The sequence below is a fragment of the Halosolutus gelatinilyticus genome, from assembly GCF_023028105.1.
GTDB lineage: Archaea > Halobacteriota > Halobacteria > Halobacteriales > Natrialbaceae > Halosolutus > Halosolutus gelatinilyticus.
In genome coordinates, this window is sequence record NZ_CP095492.1 from 189,000 (window position 1) to 213,474 (window position 24,475).

20 protein-coding genes and 4 pseudogenes are annotated in these 24,475 nt (G+C 59.2%); 18 read left to right on the top strand and 6 right to left on the bottom strand.

The genetic code is table 11. The annotated features are described in order from the left end of the window. Positions 1-59 precede the first annotated feature (59 nt). From MUH00_RS19970 to MUH00_RS20020, 11 genes are all read left to right on the top strand, one after another. Entirely contained in the window at positions 60-1,889 is a 1,830-nt protein-coding gene (locus MUH00_RS19970) for an ABC transporter substrate-binding protein (protein ID WP_247004588.1), read from the top strand. A 221-nt stretch (positions 1,890-2,110) separates the two neighbouring features. After that, a complete protein-coding gene (locus tag MUH00_RS19975; RefSeq protein WP_247004590.1) occupies positions 2,111-3,118 on the top strand; it encodes an ABC transporter permease in 1,008 nt (335 codons plus the stop codon). Then, positions 3,105-4,196 carry an ABC transporter permease gene (locus tag MUH00_RS19980; protein ID WP_247004591.1) on the top strand — a complete coding sequence of 364 codons (1,092 nt, stop codon included), beginning with the start codon at positions 3,105-3,107 and terminating at the stop codon, positions 4,194-4,196. The genes MUH00_RS19975 and MUH00_RS19980 overlap by 14 nt, the downstream gene beginning before the upstream one ends. Positions 4,197-4,198: 2 nt before the next feature. After that, positions 4,199-5,278, top strand: a complete 1,080-nt coding sequence (locus MUH00_RS19985) for an ABC transporter ATP-binding protein (protein WP_247004593.1) — start codon at positions 4,199-4,201, stop codon at positions 5,276-5,278. Continuing rightward, the gene (locus MUH00_RS19990; protein WP_321576105.1) at positions 5,275-6,675 is read left to right on the top strand and encodes an ABC transporter ATP-binding protein; all 1,401 of its coding nucleotides are present in this window, start codon (positions 5,275-5,277) and stop codon (positions 6,673-6,675) included. The genes MUH00_RS19985 and MUH00_RS19990 overlap by 4 nt, the downstream gene beginning before the upstream one ends. 51 nt (positions 6,676-6,726) lie before the next feature. After that, a complete protein-coding gene (locus MUH00_RS19995; RefSeq protein ID WP_247004595.1) occupies positions 6,727-6,948 on the top strand; it encodes a hypothetical protein in 222 nt (73 codons plus the stop codon). A gap of 91 nt (positions 6,949-7,039) precedes the next feature. After that, positions 7,040-8,047, top strand: a complete 1,008-nt coding sequence (locus tag MUH00_RS20000; protein ID WP_247004598.1) for a hydroxyacid dehydrogenase — start codon at positions 7,040-7,042, stop codon at positions 8,045-8,047. A 60-nt stretch (positions 8,048-8,107) separates the two neighbouring features. Further along, positions 8,108-9,340, top strand: a complete 1,233-nt coding sequence (locus MUH00_RS20005; protein WP_247004599.1) for an aminotransferase class V-fold PLP-dependent enzyme — start codon at positions 8,108-8,110, stop codon at positions 9,338-9,340. 906 nt (positions 9,341-10,246) lie between these two features. Further along, complete coding sequence (locus MUH00_RS20010; protein WP_247004600.1) at positions 10,247-10,438, top strand: DUF8074 family membrane protein; 192 nt, start codon at positions 10,247-10,249, stop codon at positions 10,436-10,438. 867 nt (positions 10,439-11,305) lie between these two features. Beyond that, positions 11,306-11,986, top strand: coding sequence for a nucleotidyltransferase domain-containing protein (locus MUH00_RS20015; RefSeq protein WP_247004719.1), 681 nt, complete (start codon positions 11,306-11,308; stop codon positions 11,984-11,986). After that, positions 11,979-12,479, top strand: a complete 501-nt coding sequence (locus tag MUH00_RS20020; protein WP_247004601.1) for a DUF8154 family protein — start codon at positions 11,979-11,981, stop codon at positions 12,477-12,479. Before MUH00_RS20015 ends, MUH00_RS20020 begins: the two co-directional genes overlap by 8 nt. Before the next feature lie 593 nt (positions 12,480-13,072). Here the strand turns inward: MUH00_RS20020 and MUH00_RS23265 are convergent. Together MUH00_RS23265 and MUH00_RS20030 are read right to left on the bottom strand one after the other, a co-directional pair. Beyond that, positions 13,073-13,706 (bottom strand): annotated as a pseudogene (locus MUH00_RS23265) (aldehyde dehydrogenase family protein). Beyond that, positions 13,703-14,527 (bottom strand): ABC transporter substrate-binding protein, encoded by an 825-nt coding sequence (locus MUH00_RS20030; RefSeq protein WP_321576106.1) that lies wholly within the window; start codon positions 14,525-14,527, stop codon positions 13,703-13,705. The pseudogene MUH00_RS23265 and the gene MUH00_RS20030 overlap by 4 nt, the downstream one beginning before the upstream one ends. Positions 14,528-14,847: 320 nt before the next feature. Here MUH00_RS20030 and MUH00_RS22925 point away from each other — a divergent pair. Together MUH00_RS22925 and MUH00_RS22930 are read left to right on the top strand one after the other, a co-directional pair. Next, positions 14,848-15,033, top strand: a pseudogene (locus MUH00_RS22925) (NTP transferase domain-containing protein); the annotation flags it as partial. Positions 15,034-15,154: 121 nt separating this feature from the next. Next, positions 15,155-15,502 carry a nucleotidyltransferase family protein gene (locus MUH00_RS22930; protein WP_256464816.1) on the top strand — a complete coding sequence of 116 codons (348 nt, stop codon included), beginning with the start codon at positions 15,155-15,157 and terminating at the stop codon, positions 15,500-15,502. A gap of 275 nt (positions 15,503-15,777) precedes the next feature. Here MUH00_RS22930 and MUH00_RS20040 read toward each other — a convergent pair whose 3' ends face one another. After that, a complete protein-coding gene (locus MUH00_RS20040) occupies positions 15,778-15,993 on the bottom strand; it encodes a hypothetical protein (protein ID WP_425603071.1) in 216 nt (71 codons plus the stop codon). Between the two features lie 267 nt (positions 15,994-16,260). Here MUH00_RS20040 and MUH00_RS20045 point away from each other — a divergent pair, with 267 nt between their 5' ends. Continuing rightward, positions 16,261-17,652, top strand: a complete 1,392-nt coding sequence (locus MUH00_RS20045) for a GntP family permease (RefSeq protein ID WP_247004603.1) — start codon at positions 16,261-16,263, stop codon at positions 17,650-17,652. Positions 17,653-18,113: 461 nt separating this feature from the next. On the opposite strand, the gene MUH00_RS20055 is transcribed toward MUH00_RS20045, so the two are convergent. Together MUH00_RS20055 and MUH00_RS20060 are read right to left on the bottom strand one after the other, a co-directional pair. Beyond that, positions 18,114-18,509, bottom strand: a complete 396-nt coding sequence (locus MUH00_RS20055; protein WP_247004604.1) for a DUF6220 domain-containing protein — start codon at positions 18,507-18,509, stop codon at positions 18,114-18,116. Then, positions 18,510-19,106, bottom strand: a complete 597-nt coding sequence (locus tag MUH00_RS20060) for a plastocyanin/azurin family copper-binding protein (protein WP_247004605.1) — start codon at positions 19,104-19,106, stop codon at positions 18,510-18,512. An 84-nt stretch (positions 19,107-19,190) separates the two neighbouring features. Between MUH00_RS20060 and MUH00_RS20065 the strand changes: the two genes are divergently transcribed. Then, positions 19,191-19,829 (top strand): helix-turn-helix domain-containing protein, encoded by a 639-nt coding sequence (locus tag MUH00_RS20065; protein ID WP_247004607.1) that lies wholly within the window; start codon positions 19,191-19,193, stop codon positions 19,827-19,829. Positions 19,830-20,142: 313 nt separating this feature from the next. On the opposite strand, the gene MUH00_RS20070 is transcribed toward MUH00_RS20065, so the two are convergent. After that, complete coding sequence (locus tag MUH00_RS20070) at positions 20,143-21,774, bottom strand: prolipoprotein diacylglyceryl transferase (protein ID WP_247004609.1); 1,632 nt, start codon at positions 21,772-21,774, stop codon at positions 20,143-20,145. 324 nt (positions 21,775-22,098) lie between these two features. Between MUH00_RS20070 and MUH00_RS20075 the strand changes: the two are divergent. The 3 genes and pseudogenes from MUH00_RS20075 to MUH00_RS20080 all read left to right on the top strand — a co-directional run. Continuing rightward, positions 22,099-22,218: pseudogene (locus MUH00_RS20075) on the top strand (tyrosine-type recombinase/integrase); the annotation flags it as partial. Positions 22,219-22,440: 222 nt separating this feature from the next. Then, positions 22,441-22,707 (top strand): annotated as a pseudogene (locus MUH00_RS23035) (ATP-binding protein); the annotation flags it as partial. Between the two features lie 153 nt (positions 22,708-22,860). Further along, a complete protein-coding gene (locus tag MUH00_RS20080; RefSeq protein WP_247004721.1) occupies positions 22,861-24,384 on the top strand; it encodes a sensor histidine kinase in 1,524 nt (507 codons plus the stop codon). The last annotated feature ends 91 nt before the right edge of the window (positions 24,385-24,475 follow it).

Consider the following 24,475-nt stretch of genomic DNA (forward strand, 5'->3'; position numbering starts at 1 on the left):
ATCACAATCCGGGAGATAGTATTCCTTCAGTTCGAGGTCCGCGAATCAGTCGGCGGCAAATGATCGGTGCAACCGGCGCAGGCGCCGCCGGGATGCTGGCGGGTTGCTTCGGGAGTAGCAGCGGCGGCGACTCCAGCGAGTTCGTCTCCGCGATCCTCGGGACGCAAGAGGACCTGCAGTTCAATCCGCACAACCTCACGCTCACTCCCGACTGGTCTTCGAATTACGCGGTATACGTGACCGGGGCGATCGACGTTCGAACGCACGGAGAGTACCTTCCGGTTGGCGTAACCGACTGGACGATCGAGAACCAGCAACTGCGGGCCACGATGCAGGACTCCCTGACCTGGCACAACGGGGATCCGGTCACCGCAGAGGACTACGCTCGGAGCTTCAAGCTGGCGGTGCTCGCGAACGAACCGATCTCGCAGTACATCGACGACGCCCGGGAAGACGTATACGCCGAGGACGATACGACTCTCGTCATCGACATGGACGACACGTACAACCCGGCGGGCCTCCTGAGCAATTCGCTTGTCGGGGTTCTGATCTTCGCCCACGAAGAGCTCTACGGCGGCATCATCGATCAGTACGAAGACGCCGGCTCGGAGGACCAGATCAGTAACGTCCAAACTGAGCTCGTCGAGATGAACGTCCGCGGCGAGGACCTGGAACCGTACGCGTGCGGCCCCTTCGAACTCGACGAGATCGATACGCAGGGAGCGCGGTTCACCGTCTACGAGGATTACCCCTGGTCCGATATCCAGCAAAATCTGGAGGAAAACTATGACGTCGATCTCTCGGATTATCCCGACGAACTGGACTACGAGAGCCAGTTTAGCCGCTTCTTCTCGGAACGGCCGAGCCTGGATCAGGCGGCTATCAACGGGGAAATCGACGGTACCGACGGCATCGAGATCGACGACCAGAACGAACTCGAGAACGCATACCCCGACGATGCCGACTACATTCCGATCATCTCCGGGTGGACCGACGCATTCGTCTTCAACTGGCGGAACGGCGAACACGCCGACATGTGGCGCGACGCCCGCGTGCGGAAGGCGTTCGCCCACATCATCGACTTCGAGGGGGTCACCCGACAGTATCACGGGAGCTGGGGTGAGATCGACAACAACTTCGACGGGATGTCCCCGCCCATGACGTCGTCGGTCAGCGACGGCTTCCACGACAGCCTGACGACCTACGAGCAGGATCACGACCGGGCCGCCGAACTACTCCGGGAGGCCGGCCTGACGAAGGAAGGCGGCCAGTGGTACAAGCCCAACGGCGAACAGTTCGTCGCCCCCTGGAAAGCGCCGTCGAACGTCCAGTACCAGCAGGACGGGATGGAGTACGCCGCGTCAAACCTCTCGGAGTTCGGCATCGAATCCAACGTCGAAACCGTCGAAGGGACGACGTACTTCGGCGAGACCATCCCGCAACTCGACTACGAACTCGCCCGCGGGTACATCGGCTTCTCCAACGTCGTCACGGGCTGGCGGCTCACCTGGCTCCGCTACGACGCGGAGAACCAGAGCGAGGAGCCGTTCTCGTACTATCTGCAAGAGCCCTATGGCGAACCCGGTCTCGAAGTGCCGCCAATCGGCGAGCCCGACAGCAGCGACACGATCGAGGTCGACCCCGTGGCGCTGTTCGAAGAGCTACAGCACACGACCGACGAGGCGCGCGTGACCGAGATCTCCGAGACGCTCTCCTGGGCGTACAACCAGACGGTGCCCAAGCTCCCCGCCGGCGCGGGGGCTTACCCCTGGTACATGAACAGCTCGTGGAGCTATCCGGATCAGCTCGGCGAGGATCGCCTCTCGGGTCTCATGCCGTTCACGTACTCGCTCCCGCAGATCGGCGCTATCTCCGCCCCCGACGAGTAACGAGGCCACCAGTTCGTCTCGTCGGCGTGAGAGGGGTATATTTCCCGTCCGTACTGCCGTACGGTACCACAACACATATAGGAATACGCGATCCTACAGAAACTATCCCACACCATGGATTTCAATAGCATGTCCGGCGATCACGATCGGCGTTTGCCGATCGAAGGGCGTCCGGAACGGTGTATCGACCAGAACGCGCGATCGGAGCTCACCTAGTGGACATGGTATCGACACGCTACTTCGTCAAGCGAACCGGGATGGCGTTCCTGACGTTCTACGCCGTGATATCGTTTACGTTCGCGATGATTCGACTGATGCCCGGTAGTCCGGTCGATCGTCTCCGAGCGCAGCTCGCAAGTGCCGGTCAGGATCCGAGTGCAGTTGCGCGTCAGGTAGAGCTCTACGCGTCGATAAACCCCGAACAGCCGCTCTGGCAGCAGTACGTGGACTATATAACGAGCGTCGCGACCGGCGATCTCGGCACGTCGACGTGGTACAACGAGCCGGTCGCGCAGATTCTCGGCAACGCTATGCCCTGGACGATCTTCATCTCGATCGTCTCGATCATACTGATCTACCTGATCGGGATCACCACAGGAGCGTTCATGGCGTACGCGGAGGGGAGCCGGTTCGACGTGTCCTGGTCGGGAACGTCGATTCTCCTGACCTCCGTGCCGTTCTACGTCGTCGCCGTCGTCCTCCTGTGGCTCCTGGGATACAACCTGAGCCTGTTCCCGACGAGCGGACACTACGGCTCCGGCATCGAGGAAGGATTCAACCCTCAGTTCATCTGGAGCGTCATCGGCCACGGGGCGCTTCCGATCGCCTCGCTGGTCATCGCCGGGTTCGGCATAGTCGCGCTCCAGATGCGTGGAAACGCCATCCAGGTGCTCGGTGAGGATTATCTCCGCGTCGCCCAGCTCCGCGCGCTGCCACAGCGGCGGATCGCGCTCCGGTACGTCGCTAGAAACGCGTTCCTCCCGATGTACACGTCGTTGATGATCTCGCTCGGCACGCTGTTCGGGAGTTCGATCATCCTCGAGTACATCTTCCAGTACCCCGGCGTCGGGTACTTCATGTACCAGAGTATCAGTGCCCGGGACTACCCGTTGATGATGGGGACGTTCCTGTTCATCACGGCCGGCGTGATCGTCGGAGTGTACATAGCGGACCTCACGTACGGGTTCATCGACCCGCGAGCAGGAGGTGGTGACCGTGAAGCGTTCTGAAAAAGACACGTCGACCGACGGTGGAAGCGTTGCCCCGCAGCAGTCGCTGTTCGAGACGACCGCGGACGTCGAGCGGTCCCGGGCAGAACGGTACCGGGCGCTGATCGACGAGTACGTCTTCGCCCCGGGGCGGATCATCTGGAAAGACTGGCGCGCGCGGATCGGGATCACCATCACGACGCTGTTCGTGCTGATTGGAACCGTCGGCGTGGAGCTCGTCGATAGACCGTACGCAGGCGCCGGGCCGGAACTCGTCGGCCCGTTCGACTCGGCTTACATGACCGTGATCTTCGGAATCCCGTTCTGGGAGTATCCCCTGGGCACCGACTCCTTGGGGCGCGGCGTCTTCGCCCAGATCGTCCACGCGACGCCAGCGATGCTCGAGATGATGTTCGCGGGAGCGATCTTCTCGATCGTCCTCTCGGTGGTCTGGGGACTGCTCTCGGGATACAAGGGCGGATCGGTAGACCAGGTCATGATGGCGATCGCGGACATCGTCATGACGCTCCCCGCGCTCCCGCTGGTCGTCGTCCTCGCGGCGATCCTCCAGCCGACGGAGCCCTGGGTGATTGGCATCATCCTCGTGGTCAACCGCTGGGCGAGCTTCGCGCGGTCGCTTCGCTCCGAGGTGCTGAAACTGCGCCACGAGCCCTACGTCGAGGCGTCGCGCACGATCGGGATCTCGACGCCCGCGATCATCACGAAGGACGTCCTCCCGAACGTCATGCCGCTCATCGTCGTGAACTTCGTTTCGACTGCGCGAAACGTGATCATGGCCTCGGTCGGGCTGTACTTCCTGGGGCTCCTGCCGAACACCGGGTTCAACTGGGGCGTCATGATGGACAACGCGTACGGCCAGGGAGCGATCTACACGAAGTCGTTGTTCCACTGGTTCTACCCGCCGATGATCACGATCATCTTCCTGTCACTGGGGCTGTTGCTCCTCGGACAGGGACTCGATCGGATCTTCAACCCCCGGATCCGGGCCCGCCACGCGGAACACACGCGCAGCGACGACGAGTCCGACGCCAAACAGGACGAAGACGTTACGGTGCCTGACGTACAGGGAGGGATATAATCATGACTGTGAGCGAATCGACCGACGCGATCCGAAACGAGGCCATCGAGACCGACGACCCGATCCTCAAAGTGCGGAACGCGAGCGTGACCTTCGACATGGACAGGGGCGTCTCGCGAGTCCTCGACGACGCGAATCTCGACATCCAGCGCGGCGAGATCATCGGCATCGTCGGCGAGTCCGGCTCCGGCAAGTCGATGTTCGCCTCGGCGCTACTCGACGCGGTCGTCGATCCCGGCGTGCTCGGCGGATCGATCGAGTACAAGCCGACCACTGACGAGTCGATCGACGTTCTCGAGGTCAGCACCCGGGAACTCAAGCAGATCCGATGGTCGGAGATCTCGATGGTGTTCCAGGGAGCGATGAGTTCGTTCAACCCCTCCATGACGGTCCGCGGCCACTTCGAGGAGACGCTCGACGCCCACAACGCCGCGCACGAGGCGGGGATGGACCGGGCCTACGAACTGCTCACGGACCTGTACCTCGAACCCGAGCGCGTGATGGACTCGTACCCTCACGAACTCTCCGGCGGGATGCGCCAGCGCGCACTGATCGCGCTGAGCATGGTACTTAAACCCAAAGTGCTCGTGATGGACGAGCCGACGGCCGCGCTCGACCTGCTGATGCAGCGGTCGATCCTCCAGTTGCTCACCAACCTCAAGGAGAAGTACGACATCACGATGGTGTTCATCACCCACGACCTGCCGCTGGTCGCGGAACTCGCCGACCGGATCGCGGTGATGTACGCCTTCGAGTTCATCGAGGTGGCGCCGACGGAGGAGATACTCAGCGACGCCTCCCACCCCTACACGCGCGCGCTGCTCAACGCGACGCCGAACATGAGCACGCCGCTTTCGGAGATGCGGCCCGTCGAGGGATCGGCGCCGGATCCAGTCAATGTGCCCCACGGCTGTTCGTACCACCCGCGGTGCGACCTGGCGACCGAAGAGTGCCGAGAGTACGATCCCGGGTACCACGACGTCGGGGACGGCCACCACGCGAAGTGCTTCCACTGGGAGCAGGCGAGAGAGGAGATTCCGTTCACGATGCCCGAGACCAACACTGGAGGTGACGACGAATGAGTTCCGATCGCGGCGACGACGTTGTGGTGTCGCTCGAGGACGTCGAGGTCCACTTCGAGGAGGAGTCAGGCGGCGGCTTCCTGAACCTGTTCTCGGAACCAGACACGGTCCACGCCGTCGACGGCGTCTCGCTGGACATCCACGAAAACGAGATGATCGCCCTGATCGGCGAGAGCGGCTGTGGCAAGACGACGCTGGGCAAGACCGCGATCGGTCTCCAGCGACCCACGGGCGGCTCCGTGAAGTATCGCGGACAGGACGTCTGGGACGCCAAGGACGGCGAGGGCGAGATCGACATCCCGTTCCGGGAGATCCGCAAGTCGCTGCAGATCATCCACCAAGATCCGGGCGGCGCCCTGAATCCGAACCGCAAGGTGATAGCCAACCTCGAGTCGCCGCTCAAGAAGTGGGAGAAGCACCTCTCCAAGGCGGACCGCGCTGCCCGGGTGTTGGGGCTATTAGAGCGCGTCGGCATGACGCCGCCGGACGACTATGCCTACCGCTACCCGCACCAGCTCTCGGGCGGCGAGAAACAGCGGGTCGCGCTGATCCGGGCGCTGCTGATGAACCCCGACCTCATCCTGGCCGACGAGGCCATCAGCGCGCTCGACGTCTCCCTGCGCATCGAGATGATGGACCTCATGCACGAGCTCCAGGACGCGTTCGACACGTCGTTCCTCTTTATCTCTCACGACTTCTCGAATGCCAGGTACCTCACCGAGAAGGTCGGCGGTCGAATCGGCGTGATGTACCTCGGCGAACTGGTCGAGATCGGCCCGGCCGAGAAGATCACGAAGAACCCCCAACACCCCTACACGAAGGCGTTGGTGTGGGCGACACCCGACTTCGAGTCGATGAACCGGTCTGACGAGATGCCGATCCGCAAGATCGACATCCCGGACCCGGTCGATCCGCCCAGCGGCTGCCGGTTCCATACCCGCTGTCCCGCGGTGATCCAGCCCGACGACCTCGACCTCAATCAGGAGGTGTGGGGGAAGGTCCTCGACTGCCGCAAGGACCTCGAAGCGGACGAGATCGACCTCGCGGAACTCGAGCGACGCGTCACAGACGACGCCGGTATCGAGGCCGAGGATGACGAGACACCGAACGTGCCGGAGGGCGATCTCGTCGGCGAGATCCGTCGCGAGTACGGCATCGAAGACCCGCTCTCACAGCAGCGCGCGGAGGACGTGCTGAGCGACGGACTTCGGGCGTACGTTCGGGGAGACGAAGAGGCCGCCGTAGATCGGCTCCGGGAGCTGTTCACGACACCGTGTGAAGAGATCACGCCGCCCCGGGAGCCGGTCGGAACGGAACACGTCGCAGCGTGCCTGCTCCACAGGGAGGAGTACACTGACGGCGCCGCCGAGACGACGTCCGGAGTGGCCGACGACTGACGGCGCCGAGGGGTACCTTTACGGTCACCGCCCCCGATTGCTCGGATTAGCATGAAAGAACGGTTCTGGGAGATTATGTGCGCCGGGATGCCGGTCTGGGGCCTTCTCTTCGGACTCTGCGTGGTGTTTTTTGTCTTTACGCTCCTCTCGCTGTACCTGACATCACCCGACGAGGGGACCTACGAGATCATGATCATCAACATCGTCCTGATCGTCCCGATGCTAGGCGTGCTAGGGTACACGATTCGGAAGTGCCGTAGCGGCGACTTCTGAGCGGGCAGGAGTGGAACCTCTGGAGGGACGGAGACGGACAGACGGACGAACCGACCAGCACACTTATACGACGTATCGAACATTACGAGGTGTGAACATCCTCGTCACACTACCGGCGGGTCCACAGCGTGACGTTCTCTTCCCGTCGGACGTCGCATCTCGGCTCGAATCGGTCGGTATCGTGGACTGGAACGACGACGACCAGCTCACGTCCGCGGAACTGCGCGAGCGCCTGCGCGGTGTCGACGTCTGCGTCACCGGGTGGGGCAGTCCGACGCTCTCGGCCGACGTGCTTGACGGCGCCGATTCGCTCGAACTGATCGGCCACGTCGGCGGAAGTGTCACCTCGATCGCGTCGCCAGCGGTGTACGAACGCGGGATCCCCGTCGTCAGCGCCAACCGCGCCATGGCGCCGTTCGTCGCTGAGGGGATCCTCGCGTATATGCTTACGGCGCTGCGCGACACAACCGGCTTCGACGCTGCGATGAAGAACGGAGCGTGGCCGGGGACCTGCGAGCGGACGGAGACGCTCTTCGGGTCGTCGATCGGGTTCGTTGGCCTCGGTGACGTCGGCGAGGAGCTGCTGTCGCTGCTCGCGCCGTTCGATCCGACGGTGCGAGTGTACGACCCGTACGCGAGCGCCGAGGACATCGCGGCGTTCGAGTTCGCCACGATGGCGGCGCTCGATACGGTACTGGAGTCGTCGGACGTGGTATCGATCCACGCCTCGAAGACGCCGGAGACGCTCCACATGCTCGACGCAGAGCTCCTGTCGATGCTCCCAGACGGTTGCCTGCTGGTGAACGCGGCCCGTGGTGCAATCGTCGACGAAGACGCGCTCGTCGACGAGCTACGGACGGGCCGCATTCGGGCCGCACTCGACGTGTTCGAGGAGGAGCCGCTCCCCGAATCGAGTCCGCTTCGGGACCTCGACGACGTCGTGCTCGGACCGCACGTCGCCGGGGCACCAACTCGGTACAGGTTGGCCGAAACCGTGATCGACGAGATAGAGCGGTTCGACGGCGGCGAGCCGCTGGAAAACCGGGTCTCGCGCGAGCGGTACGAACACATGACCCAGGACTGGCTGGAAGCCGAGTGACCGGCCCACAACCGTTTCCTTTATCACCCGGCCCGGAAATGTGTCGGACGTGATCGCTGCATGAGCGGTGAAAGCGAGCAGCTCGACGACACAGACAGCATCTATGACGAACTCGGCGTACCGCCGGTCATCAACGCCGCGAGCACGAAGACTCGCATCGGCGGGAGCCTCATCCGTCCTGAGGCGGTCGAGGCGATGTCCCGGGCGGCGGAGTCGTTCGTCCGCATCTCGGACCTCCAGGCCCGCGCCAGCGAACTCATCTCCGAGGTCACCAACGCAGAGGCGGGCTACGTCGCCAGCGGCGCCGCTGCGTGTCTCACGCTCGGGACGGCCGCCTGCATCGCGGGCGAAGACCTCGGCACGATGAGCCGCCTCCCCCACGCCGGAGACGCCCCGAACGAGGTCGTGATGCCGCGATCGCACCGCAACGGGTACGACCACGCGATCCGACTCGCCGGCGCCCGCATCGTCGACGTCGGAAACAACGACAACCACCTCGGCACCGGGTCGAAGAACACGGAGCTGTGGGAGATCGAGGACGCGATCACAGAGGACACGGCTGCCGTCGCGTACATGCAGAAGTCGTACTCCCAGCCGGACTTGTCCGACGTCGTCGACGTCGCCCACGAGCACGACGTGCCGGTGATCGTCGACGCGGCCGCGGAGCTGCCCCCGACGAGAAACCTCTCGCGGTTTATCGACGAGGGCGCCGACCTCGTCGTCTTCAGCGGGGGCAAGGCGATCCGCGGCCCCCAGACAACGGGAATCCTCGCTGGCAAGCAAGAACTGATCGAGTCGGCCGCCATGCAGCACCTCGACATGCACGTTGCCGAAGAGGTGTGGGAACCGCCGACCGACCTGATCGACCTCGACCGCTTCGGCGGCGTGCCCCGTCAAGGCGCCGGCCGGCCGCTGAAGGTCGGCAAAGAGGAACTCGCGGGCCTCATCCGTGCGATCGAACTCTTCGTCGAGGAGGACCACGACGTTCGCACGCGCGAGTGGGCGGACCGGGCTGAACTGATGGCTGACGAGTTCCGCGACGAGAACGGCCTGACGGTCACGGTCACCGAGGGAGAGAAGACCGCCGTCGCGCCCGAAGTGTTCGTCCGAATCGACCCCGACATCGCGGGGATCGACGCCGAGACCCTCGTCGGTGAACTCCGCCGGGAGAACCCGCGCGTGTTCGTCGGTCCCGACCACCTCCACGAGTCGGCGTTCACCGTGAATCCGATGTGCCTCACCGACGACGAGGCCGAGTACGTCGCCGAGCGGATCAAGTTATATCTCAGTTGACGGGATGGATTCGTTACTGAACCCGTTCGACGATCCGACGCAGTCGCGAGTCGTTCGGCTGATCGATAGTACCAGGGTCGACCCTTCGGAGATCGGTGCGTACCGGGAGCCGCCCAAACGTATCGCGGATTGATCGGGATTGCTGTTAGCGATGTCCGTATCCCCGCGAATCGGGCATCGACAGACGGTATCACTGGGCTTATTGTTCGCCGAGTTGGATCTTGGGATGATACCGAGGGGGTAACCGGTATCTGCCAAAACCGTTCGGGAAATCGCCACAGAAGAGGGGTAGATCCCGTGGAACTGGCGCCGCTGTATGACACCGCCGATCTGGATGCGCCCAACGTGTTGTTTCGGTCCGACGCCGAAAATCGGAGCTGCGTCCCGGTTGATCCACGACGGCACCGAAAGCGCGCGAAGGCGGGTCAGTAGCGAGCGCGCACTGGTGCGGAGTCTTACAGTGGTAGCGAGGCACAAGTCCACGACTTTAGTCGTGGCATGAAGCCGACAACTGGGATGAACAGTTCGTCCGTGAGGACGATATTCGAGACAGCGAACTCGCGCGTCGAGACGGTGGCCGGGACGTCCGTCTCGTCATCAAGCGATCTGTACTGTCCAAGACGAGTACGACGGCGTACTGGCCATCGACACGGGCGCACGGTGGGTCGCCGCCTGTGCCTTCCTCTCCGACCGCAAGACTACGTTCTACAGCGAGAGAGTCCGTCATATCCGTGAACACTACAAGCAACTGTAGAACCCCATCAGGAAGGGAACACCTCGACATGGCCAGTAAGTCGCGGAACGCACCGGTGACGCGGAAGCGCGGAAGGTGGTATGAGGGTGGCAAACGAATCCCGTAGCGGATGGAACCCGGTATTTATACGGGATTCGCAGAAAGGACGGGGTATGCCAGACGCGAAAGTCGATCTCGCCGTTTTCGTGTACAACCTCGCCGTCATTGTCAGCGGCGTCTTCGTCGCGGAGCAGTTCGAACCCGGGGATCAATGGCTATTGGTCGGCGTGGCCTTCGTTCTCGCGCTGTTCTGGACTGGGTACTTCCGATACAGTATGCTGTCACGGTTCAACCAAGCCGAGTGAGCCATCACAGCGGTGTATCTCCGAAGCTAGTCACGGCAACGATCCTCGAGTCGTTAGATGTGCCTGTGCTCGCTACCACCATCTGACGGCGTTCCATTGACAGTGATCGCCCGTCGGACGATCGTCCGTCAAGAGGTCAAACCCCGCGATCGGGTAGCACCCGTTGTCTCTTCCCGTGACAGCTCGAAAACGGGGCACTGTCTAAGCACCTCCGCTGGCGCCTGTCCCATCGTCTCAACTTCTGCAGTACGACGATTCGATATATCAGTATTCGATTTATTATGTGTTGTTCCGATCGTTCTCTGGAGATAGAAGCGCCGAAAACCGAAATTGGCCGATATGACTGTGACGAACAGTACTTTAGATTAGACCAGTGATCACAACTAGATTTATTATCATAAACGCCGTACGGTCATCCTAGTTGACAGAAACCGCAGATTCCGGGGCCATACCCAGGGTATGGCCCTCGAAGACATCCTTACAGAGTGTCTCAAAACCAAGTCAAACGTCTCGCCGAACTATCGGCAGAACTTCGAGCCGTCGTCACCGATTGAATCGGTTTTTACGCCAATTGGGACGTCACCACGACCGGGGTGGTCTCGAAGCGCACACTCGCGGGGTACGCCGGCTACCTCCCCGCCGCGTCGAAGCGAAGCGATCGGACGAGGCCACCGGCAGGATCACCCCTCGACGGCGTGGACGTACTACGACTACATCTCCGCATTCCTCTCGTGGGCCATCACCTGGGACTATCTCCCGGAGAATCCGGCCGAGAAAGCGGTCGCTTGTGACAGTATATCGGACGAGATACAGGCTGTTGCCGCCATCTATTTATACGTAGTTGCACAAGAACAGACAGTGTCCGATATGACGAAACAAGATATAACAATCTGCATCGATGCTTATCCGAATGCAGATACCGATATCTTTCGTATCGCGGTCGCAGACGACGTTCTCCGGCTCCTAGCCGACGCTCACGAAACGGAGTTTACGATCCCGGATCTTGTCGACGCGACAGGCGTCACTCGGTCGACGGTTTGGCGGGCCGTCAACCTCCTCGATAGCATCGGTACCGTTCGGATTCGAGAGACACCGCAACGAAACTACGTCTCGATTAACCCAGATCGACTCCAGAAAGACGATCCACTGCTCGCTATTGCCCAATCGGAGTTCCACGCGCCGATTCGAGCGTTCATAAACCGCGTCCAAGAGGCAGTTAGCGACGCCGACAATATCACTGCTGTTCTCGGCATCATCGTGTTCGGAAGCGTCGCCCGAGGCGAAGCTGACCGGCAGAGTGACATCGACCTGTTCGTCGTCGTTGACGGTGACCGGACGAGTGCTCGACGTGTCGTTACGGATATTGTCGCCGATCTCAGTGAGCAACGATTTGATGGTGACCGATTCGATTTCGAACCGTACGTCGAGTCCGCGGAGAGTGCACGTCGGGTAGGCCCGAAGCTCCGCGAAATCTTTACGGAGGGCGTGACTGTGTACGGCAGTGACCGACTCCAACCCATTCGGAAGGCGGTGATCGCCGATGAGTAGTACGCGAATCGAACACCTCATCGACAACGCACAGGCGGCGTTCGACCGACGACCGGAAGAAATCGAACTCGGCCTGGACGTGGCAGACGCGGCCCTCCTCCAGTTGCGGAAGGCCTGTCGGTTGCTCGCTGGTGCCGAAGCCCTGCACGACGCCGGATACTATACGCTCGTTATCGAAGCCTCGTTTGTCGCGATCGAACGGACGGTCGAGTTCCGACTCCTCGAGCGCGGTACGATGGAGCCGGCTGATCTTCCCGGAACACATCCGGGCGTGTACCGGGAGGCAGCTGCAGTTGGCATTTTTGCTGAATTCGTGGCCGAGGATCTCGCCGATCTCTGGCGCGACCATCGAGCGAAAACGTACTATCAGGACGGTCTCGCCTCAGCAGAACGGGCCCACGCGATGTATGCGCTGGCCAGCGAAATCCACGCCTTCGTCACTGGACGGTCCTCTCAGGGTCACGAGTGTCTCTGCACCGAACCGAATCCATAGAACGATCGCTCGACGGGTGTCCCGGAACGTCCGATTGATTCTTGGCCAACGAGAGCTACCCTAGGTAACTAAGCTACCTTCCTCACCTATTATAAAGAAGATACCTTATCTACCTATTGTTCAGATCGTGGACGTCAGAGCACCTATCCGCGCCGATATCGGAAATTTCGATGCCGAAACGGCCTCCGACCAGGCGGATGACGTGATAAAATCGATGTCGGCTTCGAATTCAGTACTCCCTGAATAAGGTTCAACTCGTTCGAACGAGTGGAGAGAAGTGCCGAGTCGAGATGTGCCTCTGACAACAGTTCTGTCTCGACTCGGCGAATGCACAGAGCGATTCGATCGGTTTTGTTCTTGGATGTGACTGGTAAGCGTCGATCGGATATCGGACCGCGGCATGATGTGAATCCGTTCGTCAGAGGTGATCCATTCGAGCAAGCCAACGGTACACATCCGCTGGACGGTTTGCGGTTCCAGACGAGCTAGTCAACCGGAAATCAATGGAGCGTCCCGGCCGCGCTACCGACTCGCTTCGATGGAATCGATCGCGTACTAACCACTGAGAACGGTGAAATAGCTCCGAAGCGTTGTTATCCACACTGACTCGGGCGTTCGGGCGGGGAGATGTGGCGAGCATTCGGGACCGACGCCGATCCACGGCGACCGGTTCGACGATACGAATGCCCCAACGTTCGAGACGACCGATTGATTCTAACTCCGGAAGAGTGGCTAGTAACGGCTACGTCGGGGTGACCGGCCACCGCTTCGCCCGTCTCCTCCTCGTATCCGGGGGCGACGTTGACGACACCATCAGGAATGATGTCGTCGCCGAACTCCGCGAGTCGGAGCGCGGACAGCGGCGTCTGTTCCCGGCTTAAGTACCGAGCAGTTTCCCGCCGCGAGCTTCCACGAGGCCATCCAGAGGGGGAAGTTCCACGGAATGATCTGCCCAACGATGCCGTAGGGTTCTTTGACGATCTGTCCGTATCGCGAGCCCACGGTCACCGTTTCGCCCGCGTTCTCGCGGACGATGTCGGCGAAGTATCTGAACCGCTCGGCCGCACCTCGAACGTCCAGGGCCGCTTCCGAAATCGGTTTGCCGTTATCGAGGTTTCGAGCGACGAAGAAACGTTTCGAATCCGCGGTGTAGTAGGCTTCCCAGACGTCCGTGCAGTAATCGTCTCCTCGAACGCCGTCGAGGCGGCCGAGCCGTAGTCGGGTCAGCTCTCGTTTGCGGGACTGTACTGCTCAAAATTCGGATCTTCTGAGAGCCCGTCCGGGTAGAATACCTGTTTGCCGTCGATCGTGTAGTCTTCGATGATTCTCTGGCCTTCGATTCCGGTAAGAAATCCCGTGTACAACATCGCGAGTTCGTATTCGACGTTCGGATGTCTCGCCGGATTGACTACAATGATCCCGTACGGATTGTCCAGCGTCGGATCACCGCCCGTGACCGGTCCCTCCACGAAGCGTTCGAGATCGAGGTCGTCTCGCATATCGATGTAGTTTCCGCGAACGGTAAGCAGGTACGCCCTCCGCTGACCGGCCTGAACGAGCGTCTTTCCCATCCCTTGTCCCGTCTCTAAATACCACTCGCCGGTAGGCGACGTTCCGATCGCGTCCCAGAGCTCCAGTTCTTTCACGTGCGTTCCGGAGTTGTCGCCGCGGGAGAGAAACGCCGCTTCCGTCTCCGCGATTCGAGCGAACGCTTCGTGCGCGGTCGTCAGCTCTTCGATCCCCGCCGGATCGTCCGGCGGGCCGGCGACGACGAAGTCGCCGAACGTAAAGTCGCGCCGATTAATCCCGTGTCCGGATCGGATGAACTCGTCCTCGAGCGACCTGGCATGGGCCATGACGGCGTCGACGTCCCCGCGTTCGCCGTGAGCGATCGTCTCCCCGGTCCCCCCGGAAACGGCCCGTACAGTTGCCCCGTATCTCGACTCGAATTCCGCGTGAAGAACGTCCAGAAGGCCGGAATCGTATGTACTGGTCGTCACGCCAACGGTGAGTTCACCGACGCTGGGCGCACCGTCGCCACTCCGCACTCTCAAACAGCCCGACAACGACACCGTCGCGACTCCGGCACCAGCGAGGAATTCACGACGTTGTATCCCCATAGATATCGCAAGACGGATCGTTCGCATATTCATATTTTGGAATACGCAATCCCCCGTGACCGAGATCGGCATCAGCAGCCTGCAAGTGGGATCGTTCTCCGATCGATTTCGACGCGGAGTGATCGCCGACAAGAGTCTGAATCACTGATGAGATATTTGTACGCGATTCACGTACGAGTCGTATGACCAGCCGACCGTCGATCCGATGTCCCTCGTGATCTCGCTCGGCGGAGTCACACGATATGCGAATGAGTTCCAACGACCTCCCCTGCTACGGGCCTGAAACAATCGCTGCTGCGCTTGAGGAGACCGATCCTGCCGAGCCGACGATCGTCGGCGTCGTCCTCGCCGGCGGGACGAGTTCGCGGTTCGAGTCGGCGAACAAGCTACTCGCTGAACTCGACGGTGAGTCGCTGATCCGGCACGCGACGCGAACGCTCGTAGACGCGGCCCTCACGGAGGCCGTCGTCGTCCTCGGATACGAGGTGGAAACAGTCTGTCCCGCTCTCCAGGTTCGACGCGCGGACTGTCCGCAACCCCGACTACGGCGAGGGACTGTCGCCGTCCGTCGAGACGGCGATCCGTATCGTCGGAACGCTGGAGACGGACGCAGTGGTGTTTCTTCCCGGAGATATGCCGACCGTCGATGCAGCCACTGTCGAGCTCCTCGTCGACGCGTATCGAGCGGAGCTGGGGACGGTGCTGGCCGCCGCCTTCGACGGCCGCCGCGGGAACCCGGTGCTATTCGACCGCAGCCACTTCGATGCGCTTCTCGACGTCACGGGCGACGTCGGGGGTCTCCCCGTATTGGCGGCAAGCGACGATAGCGCTCTCATCGAAACCGGCGATCCCGGCGTTTGCATCGACGTCGACACGGCCACTGATTTACGACGCCAGCGGTGAGTTCGATCGGCACCGGCGGGCAACCGCAGGTCTTCGATCGGGCTTCGACATCGCCTCGACGATCCTGGGGACATCCTCGACACGATACGGATCTGCTCGTTGCGATCGGTGGACGTAGAACGCGACCTGTTGCTCGAACCCCACCTCGTCGATCTCGCCTGCGCCGTACTACTCGCGGAGTTCGTCGATTGGGTCTGGATCCGACGACGCTTGTGCCTGCCAGAGGCAACTATTTCTGAGTCCACTAGTCGATGTTGCGGCTGCCGCCCTCGATCTCACACTTCAACTTGTCCATGGAACAGCCTGAATCCGGACTGTTCGTGGGCGACTCGTTGGGCGTGTGCTCGCTGTTCGGCGGTCGGATCTTCGAGCGTGATTTCGAGGATATCGCCGCCGATCTGCGATTTGAACGTGTCCGGCGAATCGGTAGCGACGATTTCACCGTCCTGAATGACCGACAGACGATCGCAGAGTGCGTCGGCCTCCTCCAAGTCCGAGGCTTTTACAGTAATATTCCTCAACCGCACGCTAGCACTTCCTGCTCAGCGAGCGAACGGGATGAGGCCGGGCGGCTTACGTGCCCGACCCGGGCAGACGCGCCGACCTGATTTGGTTTGGGTTTGGAAATCCACGTGTCTCACAAAACCGCCCAGCATACCAGAACCCCGCTACAAACGATAGACGGTAAAGGTTCTCGATTTTCTTTCCTAGTGCTAACAGTGACCAAATATAAATGACGTATCTCCGTATCCCAGAACATGGAATTCGCCGTCGTGCCCATGCAATTGGGGGGACAGGCGCCGCTCATATCGCTCGCAGTGGGAGTCGCAGCGATCGTGTTTCTCCTGGTCGTTCTCGATCTGCCGCCGTTCGTCGCGCTCGTTATCTCAGGATTCGCCGTTGGCACCGTTTCGCCCGCGATTCCCTTCGCCAATGTCCCCGCTGACTACGCCTCTGCATTCGGCGAGGGGATGGCCGACATCGGCATCCCAATCCTGATGGCGGCGGTCATCGGAAAGGCGATGATCGAGAGCGGTGCAGCGGATCGGATCGTGCGCGGGTTTAACGCACTCTTCGGAGAGGGAAAGACCGAACTGTCGCTTTTCGGCAGTAGCTTCGTAATCGCGATCCCGGTGTTCTTCGACAACGTCTTCTATCTGCTCGCTCCCCTTGCGCGGGCGGCTCGCTCCCGAACGGGCAAGAATTACACGCTGTATATCGTCGCCGTCGGCGCCGCCGGCGCGGTCACCCACGGTTTCGTCCCGCCAACGCCGGGCCCGCTGCTCGCAGCGACCGAACTCGACGCTAACCTCGGGACAACGATCCTTATCGGTCTCCTCACCGGACTTCCGACAGCAACCGTTGCCGGTCTCGGGTACGGATACTGGATCAATCGGCGTATCGACATTCCGCTGCGCGACGCGATGGGAACTACAGTCGACGAGATAGAAGAGAAAGTTCAAACACCGACCAGTGCCCTCCCCGGACTGTTCGAGTCCTCGCTTCCGATTCTCCTCGCAGTCCTCCTCGTGGGTGCGAACACCGCCGTCGAAACGTTTGTCGGAGAAAACACGCCAGCGGCTTCCGTCACCAGCTACATCGGCGATCCGAACTTCGCGCTGACGGTCGCCGCGCTCGCGGCGGCGTTCACGTTCTATCGCGTAACCGATTTCAGCGACGAATCGTTTTCGGACGAACTCACGGACGCGCTCCAGAGCGGCGGCAATATCGCCGCGATCACCGCTGCTGGCGGTGCCTTCGGCGCGATGCTCGCCGAAGCAGGTGCAGGCGAATACATCGCGGGCGGACTGGAAAACATCGGGCTGGGCCTTCTCGTGACGGCGTGGGTGATCGCCGCCGGAGTGCGCGTTGTGCAGGGATCGGCGACTGTCGCGATCGTCACCACGGCCGGAATAATGGCGCCGTTTACGGGCGAGTTGACGGTCAACGCCGCCTATCTCGTCATGGTGATCGGCGCAGGGGCGACGTTTTGTTCGTGGTACAACGACAGCGGCTTCTGGATCGTCAAGGAGATCGGTGGACTTACGCAAGCAGAAACACTCAAGACGTGGACCGTGGCGACGATCTTGATCGGTGTCGGCGGACTGATCAGCACGCTTGTCTTCGCGACGATCCTTCCGTTCGCGTGAACTCTCGATTTATCGAATGTGCAACACTACGTGAGGAACAGGGGGAATACTACGAAGTCGTTCCGGCAGATGTCACAATAGAGCGATTCAACTCTGGGCCGAACATCGTCAAGGCACTCCTCGGTGGATGACACGTTCACGAATATCGTCATTGAAGCGGTTGTGTCACGTCCGAGAGAACTGACTCCTCAGAAATTCGGTCGATTCCGAGCACGGTTGCGAGTTCTGGGGAGTCGTTCGAGGGCGGGATAACTATCCCCGGTGATTTCCCGGTAGAGGAAGAGCGTAAGCATCCCGTGAAGGAGTACGGGGCGGGATGCCACTCTGGATACCCGTCTTCGATCGTCTCGATTTGAAGCTCAAGATCGGTGAGTGTAGTACAGAAGTCCGTACCTCTATGAGGTATTTGCGGATTTCAAGGGCGGTGACAAAAGCATCGGCCGATCGGCGGCCGCGCTGTTTTATCGGAGCGGCGTACTCGTTGGAATCGATTTCCACGCCCGCCTAACTGCGAGAGCGGATACAACGAAGATTACTACAGCGTTCACTGGGTGAATCGCTGCAACGAGCGAACCGTACCTCGCTGCTGTCATATATTGAAACGCGACCAGTAGAAACAACCCGATTGGAGCAACTTTCAGAGATCGAGGGAGCCGGCCTATCAAGGCCAATACGACCAATATGAAGAGCATGGGCACGAAGGCGTGGACGAAGGTCGTGTGAAGGGACCAATTCGACGGATCGATGAATACCGCCATTCCTGCGATGTATATCTGCACGAGGACACAGATTACAAAGAAGCCTGCGAGTATGAGATACCCGTAGCGTCCCAGCTGAACCCACATTGGTTCCGCCATCTACTCACCCGAGTTGCTTGTAGTAGCCGCCGAATTTCCGCTCTCCACGATGACGGCGCCTCTCATTCCAGCCGATTCCTGTGGATCGCAGTAGAGCGTGGTTCCGGTGGCATCAAACGCGTACTTGAAGCTCGCTTGTTTCTCGGGGTCGCCACTATCGCATAGATCGTCTTTTGCGGCGACGTTGTGAGAGCCGCTGCCGATCCATCCCCACTTGACGGCCGTTCCCGATCGAACACGAATCGCAACTGGTGCGTACGTCATCTCGTCACTATCTGGTCCTACCTCAACGGTGACCGTGCTGGACCCAGTTTTGTCGGTGATGCCGTTGCAGTTGTTCGTCTCTGAAAGCCACTCTTCGACGCTCTGTTGGCTATTTCCGTTTTCCCCGCCATTTTGATCGGGACTCCCTTCAGATCCAGTATTGATACAACCCGCAAGTAATTCGGTAGCTGCGAGCCCTCCCGCCGATTTAAGCGAATTGCGCCGGTCGACTCCGGTAGTACAGGTACGGCGTTCGTGCTTCCCAGTATTACGGGACGCGGTTATCGATGATTCCCGGTCTGGCTCGCAGCCGTCATCCAGTTCTTGATTCACACCCCACAGCAGGAGCCAATTCTCTGTAAAAGTGGTATCGAACATGTACGTAGTGTTTATGATTCACTCACACAACATCCAGATATGCCTCGGGCAACGATCAAAATCAAACCGCCTGGCGACCAGTTCGACGATTTCTTCAGGAAACATCCCGACGACGAGTTCGAGGTGCTCGCCTCCTTTGGGACTGAATCAGGTATATGCGTGCTTATGGAGGTTGAAACGCAGAATGCCGAAGCCATCATCGAGGATTTCGAGGAGGCCCCGCATGTACAATCATACGACGTACTCAATTGCACTGAACAATCGTTGCTGATCCAACACGTCATGCAGCAACCGACACCATATCAGATGCTCCATTCCACGGAAATTCTCCCGAACTATCCCCTCAAAATTCAGAACGGGTGGGTAATTGTCGAGACGTTTACTTCTCAAGAGCAACTCTCACAGCTCAAAGCAGCTTTTGAAATGAACGACGTAACCTATGACGTCGTCTCGATCACTTCTATAGCCGATCCGACAACTCTTCTCACCGATCGGCAGCGACGGGTAGTTACCAAAGCGTTCTCCCATGGATATTACAATAGTCCTCGCGAGTGTTCGCTTACCGACTTAGCGGCGGAACTCGAGATCAGCAAATCCACTGCTAGTGACATCCTTCATCGCGCCGAGGGCCACATCATCTCAGAGTTTATCGCTGCATCAGGGATGAACGTCGACTAAACGAATTATCGAATCGTAGACGAGCCCTTCGGAGGCGGTGGTGCCCATCTCGGCCTTCTGTGCGTCCGCCGGTGTTGGGTGCTTGGAAAGTACCCATTGCTTGTCGAGTCGACCTTCCGGAACTGGTTGGTGAGCACCGCGCTTGTCAAGTTCGTGGTAGGGTGCAACGACTAGGTCTGCTGCTGCTGTTGACGCTTTAATCAAGACATTATCATTAGATCCGACAGCAGTGAGTGACGTGTATGTAGTTTACCAAAGTAGATTGATGTGTGTTGAAACTGTACCCGGCCGTAACTGTGGAATCGGGAAAGTGTTAATCCGGCTCTCCCTTTCCTTTCAGTTCGATCTGCTCGTCAGTGACGCGCTCGATCTGGTCGGCCTGGATGGAGAGATCGCCTTTGTCGACGTTGCCCCAGTTGAATTTCGCCCGAATCCGATCAGTGATGCTCGGATGGGCGTCGATGTAGATCATCGCTTCTGCTTCTTCCGCCTCGGTGACCCGTCCGATAGATTCTCCTGACGCATCGACAACCGTTTTACCGATCTCGGCGTCAGTAAGATCGACCGGGGTCGTTGTTTCATTTTGCTCGTCGACAGTGATTTCCTCAGTTTCGGGCGCTTCAGTTCCAGTCATTTCGGATGCTTCGGTCTCACGTTCGTCGGCAGATTCATCGTCAGTAGCGGGTTTGACCTCGGTGCCCTCGCTCTGGACCGTTCCCATCCCTTTTTCCTCGTCGACCGCTATCTCCTCGGCTTCAGGCACCTCGGCCTCACGCTCGTCGGCGAATTCGTCGTCACGAGCAGGTGTGGCCTCGGTGTCCTCGCCGTGAATAGTTTCCATCTCTACGTCTTGCTTGTCGACCCTCGCTTCACCGACGTCGGGTGCTTCGGCTTCACTCGGGTTGGCTGGTTCGTCGGCAGCGGCGCGTTCAGCCTCGGAATCCTCGCTTTGGATCGGTTCGAACTCCTCGCTCCGGAACGTTTCCATCTCTAAGAGATCGCCGCCCGTGACATCAGCATGGAGACGCTTTCGCTCGATGACTTCGTCTTCGATAATCTGTTCACGCTCGAAGTACGTTTGTATCCGGTCGTCTTTGTTTATCTCGCTTTCAATATCGAACTCTCTCATAACCTCTTTCGGCGAACGGCCCGTGCCGAGAAGCCCGCTTTCAACGAGTTTTCGGTGGAACCCGCTGACGTCGATATCATGATCTTCGATGGTATCGGTCTCGGTGATATCCATGTCCTCGACGTGGCTCTCTACCGTGAACTGCTCGACGAGTTCTAGGGTGACCGACCACGTCTCCTCGATATCGATTTCGGGATGGTACGGAATCTCGTCGGTGAAAAGCGTCCCTGTAGCCGTCTGTCCAGGTTCGCCTTCCAGTCCGTCGCGCATATCGAGATATCGATCCGCGTCGAATACCTCTCGAGTATCTAAATCCTGGTTTACGATCAACTCACAGCCCGTACACTCGCGTCCGATGAATTCGACGTCCAATACACGCTGATCGATCACTTCGCTGCCTACGAGCTCGCTCTCGATCGTCGTCTCTTCAACAACAACGCTCTCGACGACGGTCGTCTCCGTGACCGTGCTCGTTACAGGTCTTCCCGCTAACAATCGCTCCTCGAATTCGTCCGCGTCCATGTCCGCTCGAGTGATCGCCCTGTCGCGTTTAACGATCTCAAACGGATTCGCCTCCTGCTCGCCGTGATAGAGGACGACGTAATTCCATTCGTCAATCATCTCGAGAAACGGATCCCACTCGAGTTGTTCGTGCGCCTCGCCCACGCCATCTGCTGGAATGATGTGGAAACGCTCCGTCTCTTCAGTACTCGTAATATCTTCTACTGGTACTGCATCATGGGCCTCTCCCCAGTTTCGGATTATCTTGCTGTCGGTCGATATACGGCTAGCATTATGGTGGTTAGTGTTATCCATATCCGGAAAACTCCTCGTGGCTGATTCACAAAAACGCCGACTTCTGTTCCTCTCAGAAATATTGTCTAAACGGATGAAACGGCGACCTGGATTTCTGAGATCCGGCCGGTACAGACCTGATCTCTTTGACAGGAGGATACGATCTCCGATCATTGGGCCTTACGGTAATCCCATGTTTTCTAGTTTAGTAATCGAGAGATGGTTATTGTTAATATTATGGTAAAAGATTTATTTTATATCCTTCACGTGGTTAAATACATCGCGTGATAGTTTCCTACCTTCGTCGACGTCTATCCATGCGCAAATTCGTGCGGACGTTGTTAGGGACACTCAGAACCCGCACAGTCGGCACTGCGGCACAAGTCCGTCGAGACAACGCACGAGGCATACAGCGATCTCCACGCTGGGGACGTGGCTCAGTCGATCGACGAAGTTCGGGAGTAATTCGCCTACCCGGGAGATTATCCCTTTCTAACCGGAAACTGTTGACCTGTGGATTTACAGGAATTTATTTGTTTAGCTCTTGTTGATAGGATTTCAACGCTCTGTCATACAATAACACCCTAATAGGGTCGCGGCCAATCACTCCTCGTGGACTCGTGGAAATCGATCGTATCCGATTTCGATGGTAGACCAGCCATCATCACCCTCGGTACTCTGTACGTCGTGTTCGCCATCTGGTTAGGCTATCGGGAAATCATTGGAGGGGATTCTGTTTTAGCGGCGCTGATCTTCGCTTTCTTTGTCGGCGGCCCAGGCGTTGTTCTCATTTGTGGCGGGTATTGGTTGCCCCGAACAGATATTAAACCTGAATTCTATCCGACGATCACAACATGGAGTCTCAGCGCGGTCATTATTATGGGTGCCCTCCTCGGGACCTACCACTTCTTGTCGGCTACAAGTATCAATACCCCCATTCGGGCGATCTTAACTGTCACAGCATTTGTTCTCGTCCCCGCGTTTGCCGGAGGAGTCAACGATGCGCGATCGAAATCTCGAGAGATTGAGCTCGAGCGAACCCTTGATCTCCTTCACAAAAGCGAGCGCATCGCTGATGTGGGCGGGTGGGAGATTTATCCGGACACGATGGACGTGTACTGGACCGACCATCTCTACGAACTTCTGGGAGTCCCCCCCAACGAAGAACTCCCGCTCGATGAAACCATTAACGCCTACCACGAGGACGACCAATCGATGATAGAAAGCGTCATCGAAGATGCGTTCGATACAGGTGCTCCTTTTACCGTGGAGGCTCGCTTTCGCCCTCCCGGCGGCGAGTTCCGCTGGATTCGGGTGCAAGCGGATTCAGAGATGAAAGACGGCGAGGTCGTTGCAGTCCGTGGGGCACTCCAGGATATTACTGAGCGGAAAAAACGCGAGGAGTTACTCAAACGCCGCACTCGACAACAACAAGCTGTGGCCGACCTCGGCCAATTCGCGTTCGAAAGCAACGACCTGGACGAACTCATGCACGAAGCATCTCGTCAAGTAGCGGCCGTTCTCGATACTACGTACTGTAAAGTGCTTGAGCTCGATGATGAGGATCAGGAATTCCTGCTTCGCGAAGGCGTCGGCTGGCAGGAAAGCATTGTCGGAGAGACAACGGTCCCAGCCGTCGAAGCCCGATCTCATGCTGCATATACGCTGACAACTAATCGCCCTATTATCGTCGAGGACTTCGAGACCGAAACACGGTTTAACGGTCCCCAGTTGCCGACGAGTGACACCATTCGCAGTGGTATTAGTACCATCATCGGCCCGCCAGACGACCCCTGGGGCGTGTTGGGTACTCACGACACCACTTGGAAAACGTTCACCGACGAAGACATCGCCTTCGTCCAAAGCGTTGCCAATGTCCTCGCTGAAGCGATCGAAGGGCAACAGTATCAGCGAGAACTCGAACAGTTGGTCGCCGATCTCGAGGAGTCGAACGAGCGCTTAGAGCAGTTCGCCTACGCCGCCTCACACGATCTGCAAGAACCTCTTCGTATGGTCTCGTCGTATCTCCAACTTATTGAACGTCGATATGACGACGAATTAGATGAGGATGGACGAGAGTTCCTCGAGTTCGCTATTGATGGGGCCGACCGGATGCGCGCGATGATTGATGGATTACTTCAGTATTCACGGGTCGAGACACAAGGAAAGCCGCTCGAACCGATCGATCTCAACGATGTGGTTTCGGACGTTTGCCACGATCTTGATGTTCGGATTACTGAGAGTAACGCTGACGTGCAGGTCGAGGACTTATCCCGCGTTGTAGGGGATGAACATCAATTACGGCAAGTGTTCCAGAACCTGCTGAAAAATGCGATCGAGTATAGCGGGGACACACGGCCTCGGGTACGGATTTTTAACGAGCGAAACGGCACGGGGTGGACTGTGGCAGTTCAAGACGAAGGCATCGGGATCGATCCTGCCAACCAAGACGAGATCTTCGAGGTGTTTCACCGTTTAAACGCGCGAAACAATCGGTCCGGGTCCGGAATCGGGTTAGCGCTCTGTGAGCGGATCGTCGAGCGCCACGGCGGCGAGATTTGGGTCGAGTCGGAACCAGGCAAGGGATCCACGTTTTCGTTTACGCTGCCGGCGGCAATGGACCACGAGTAAGGCTCTATAATGCCGCTCGATCAGCGCTGCAGCCGATCTCGATACCTACTTTGAAACTCACCGCTCGAGTCGATTGCGCCACTGTGATCCC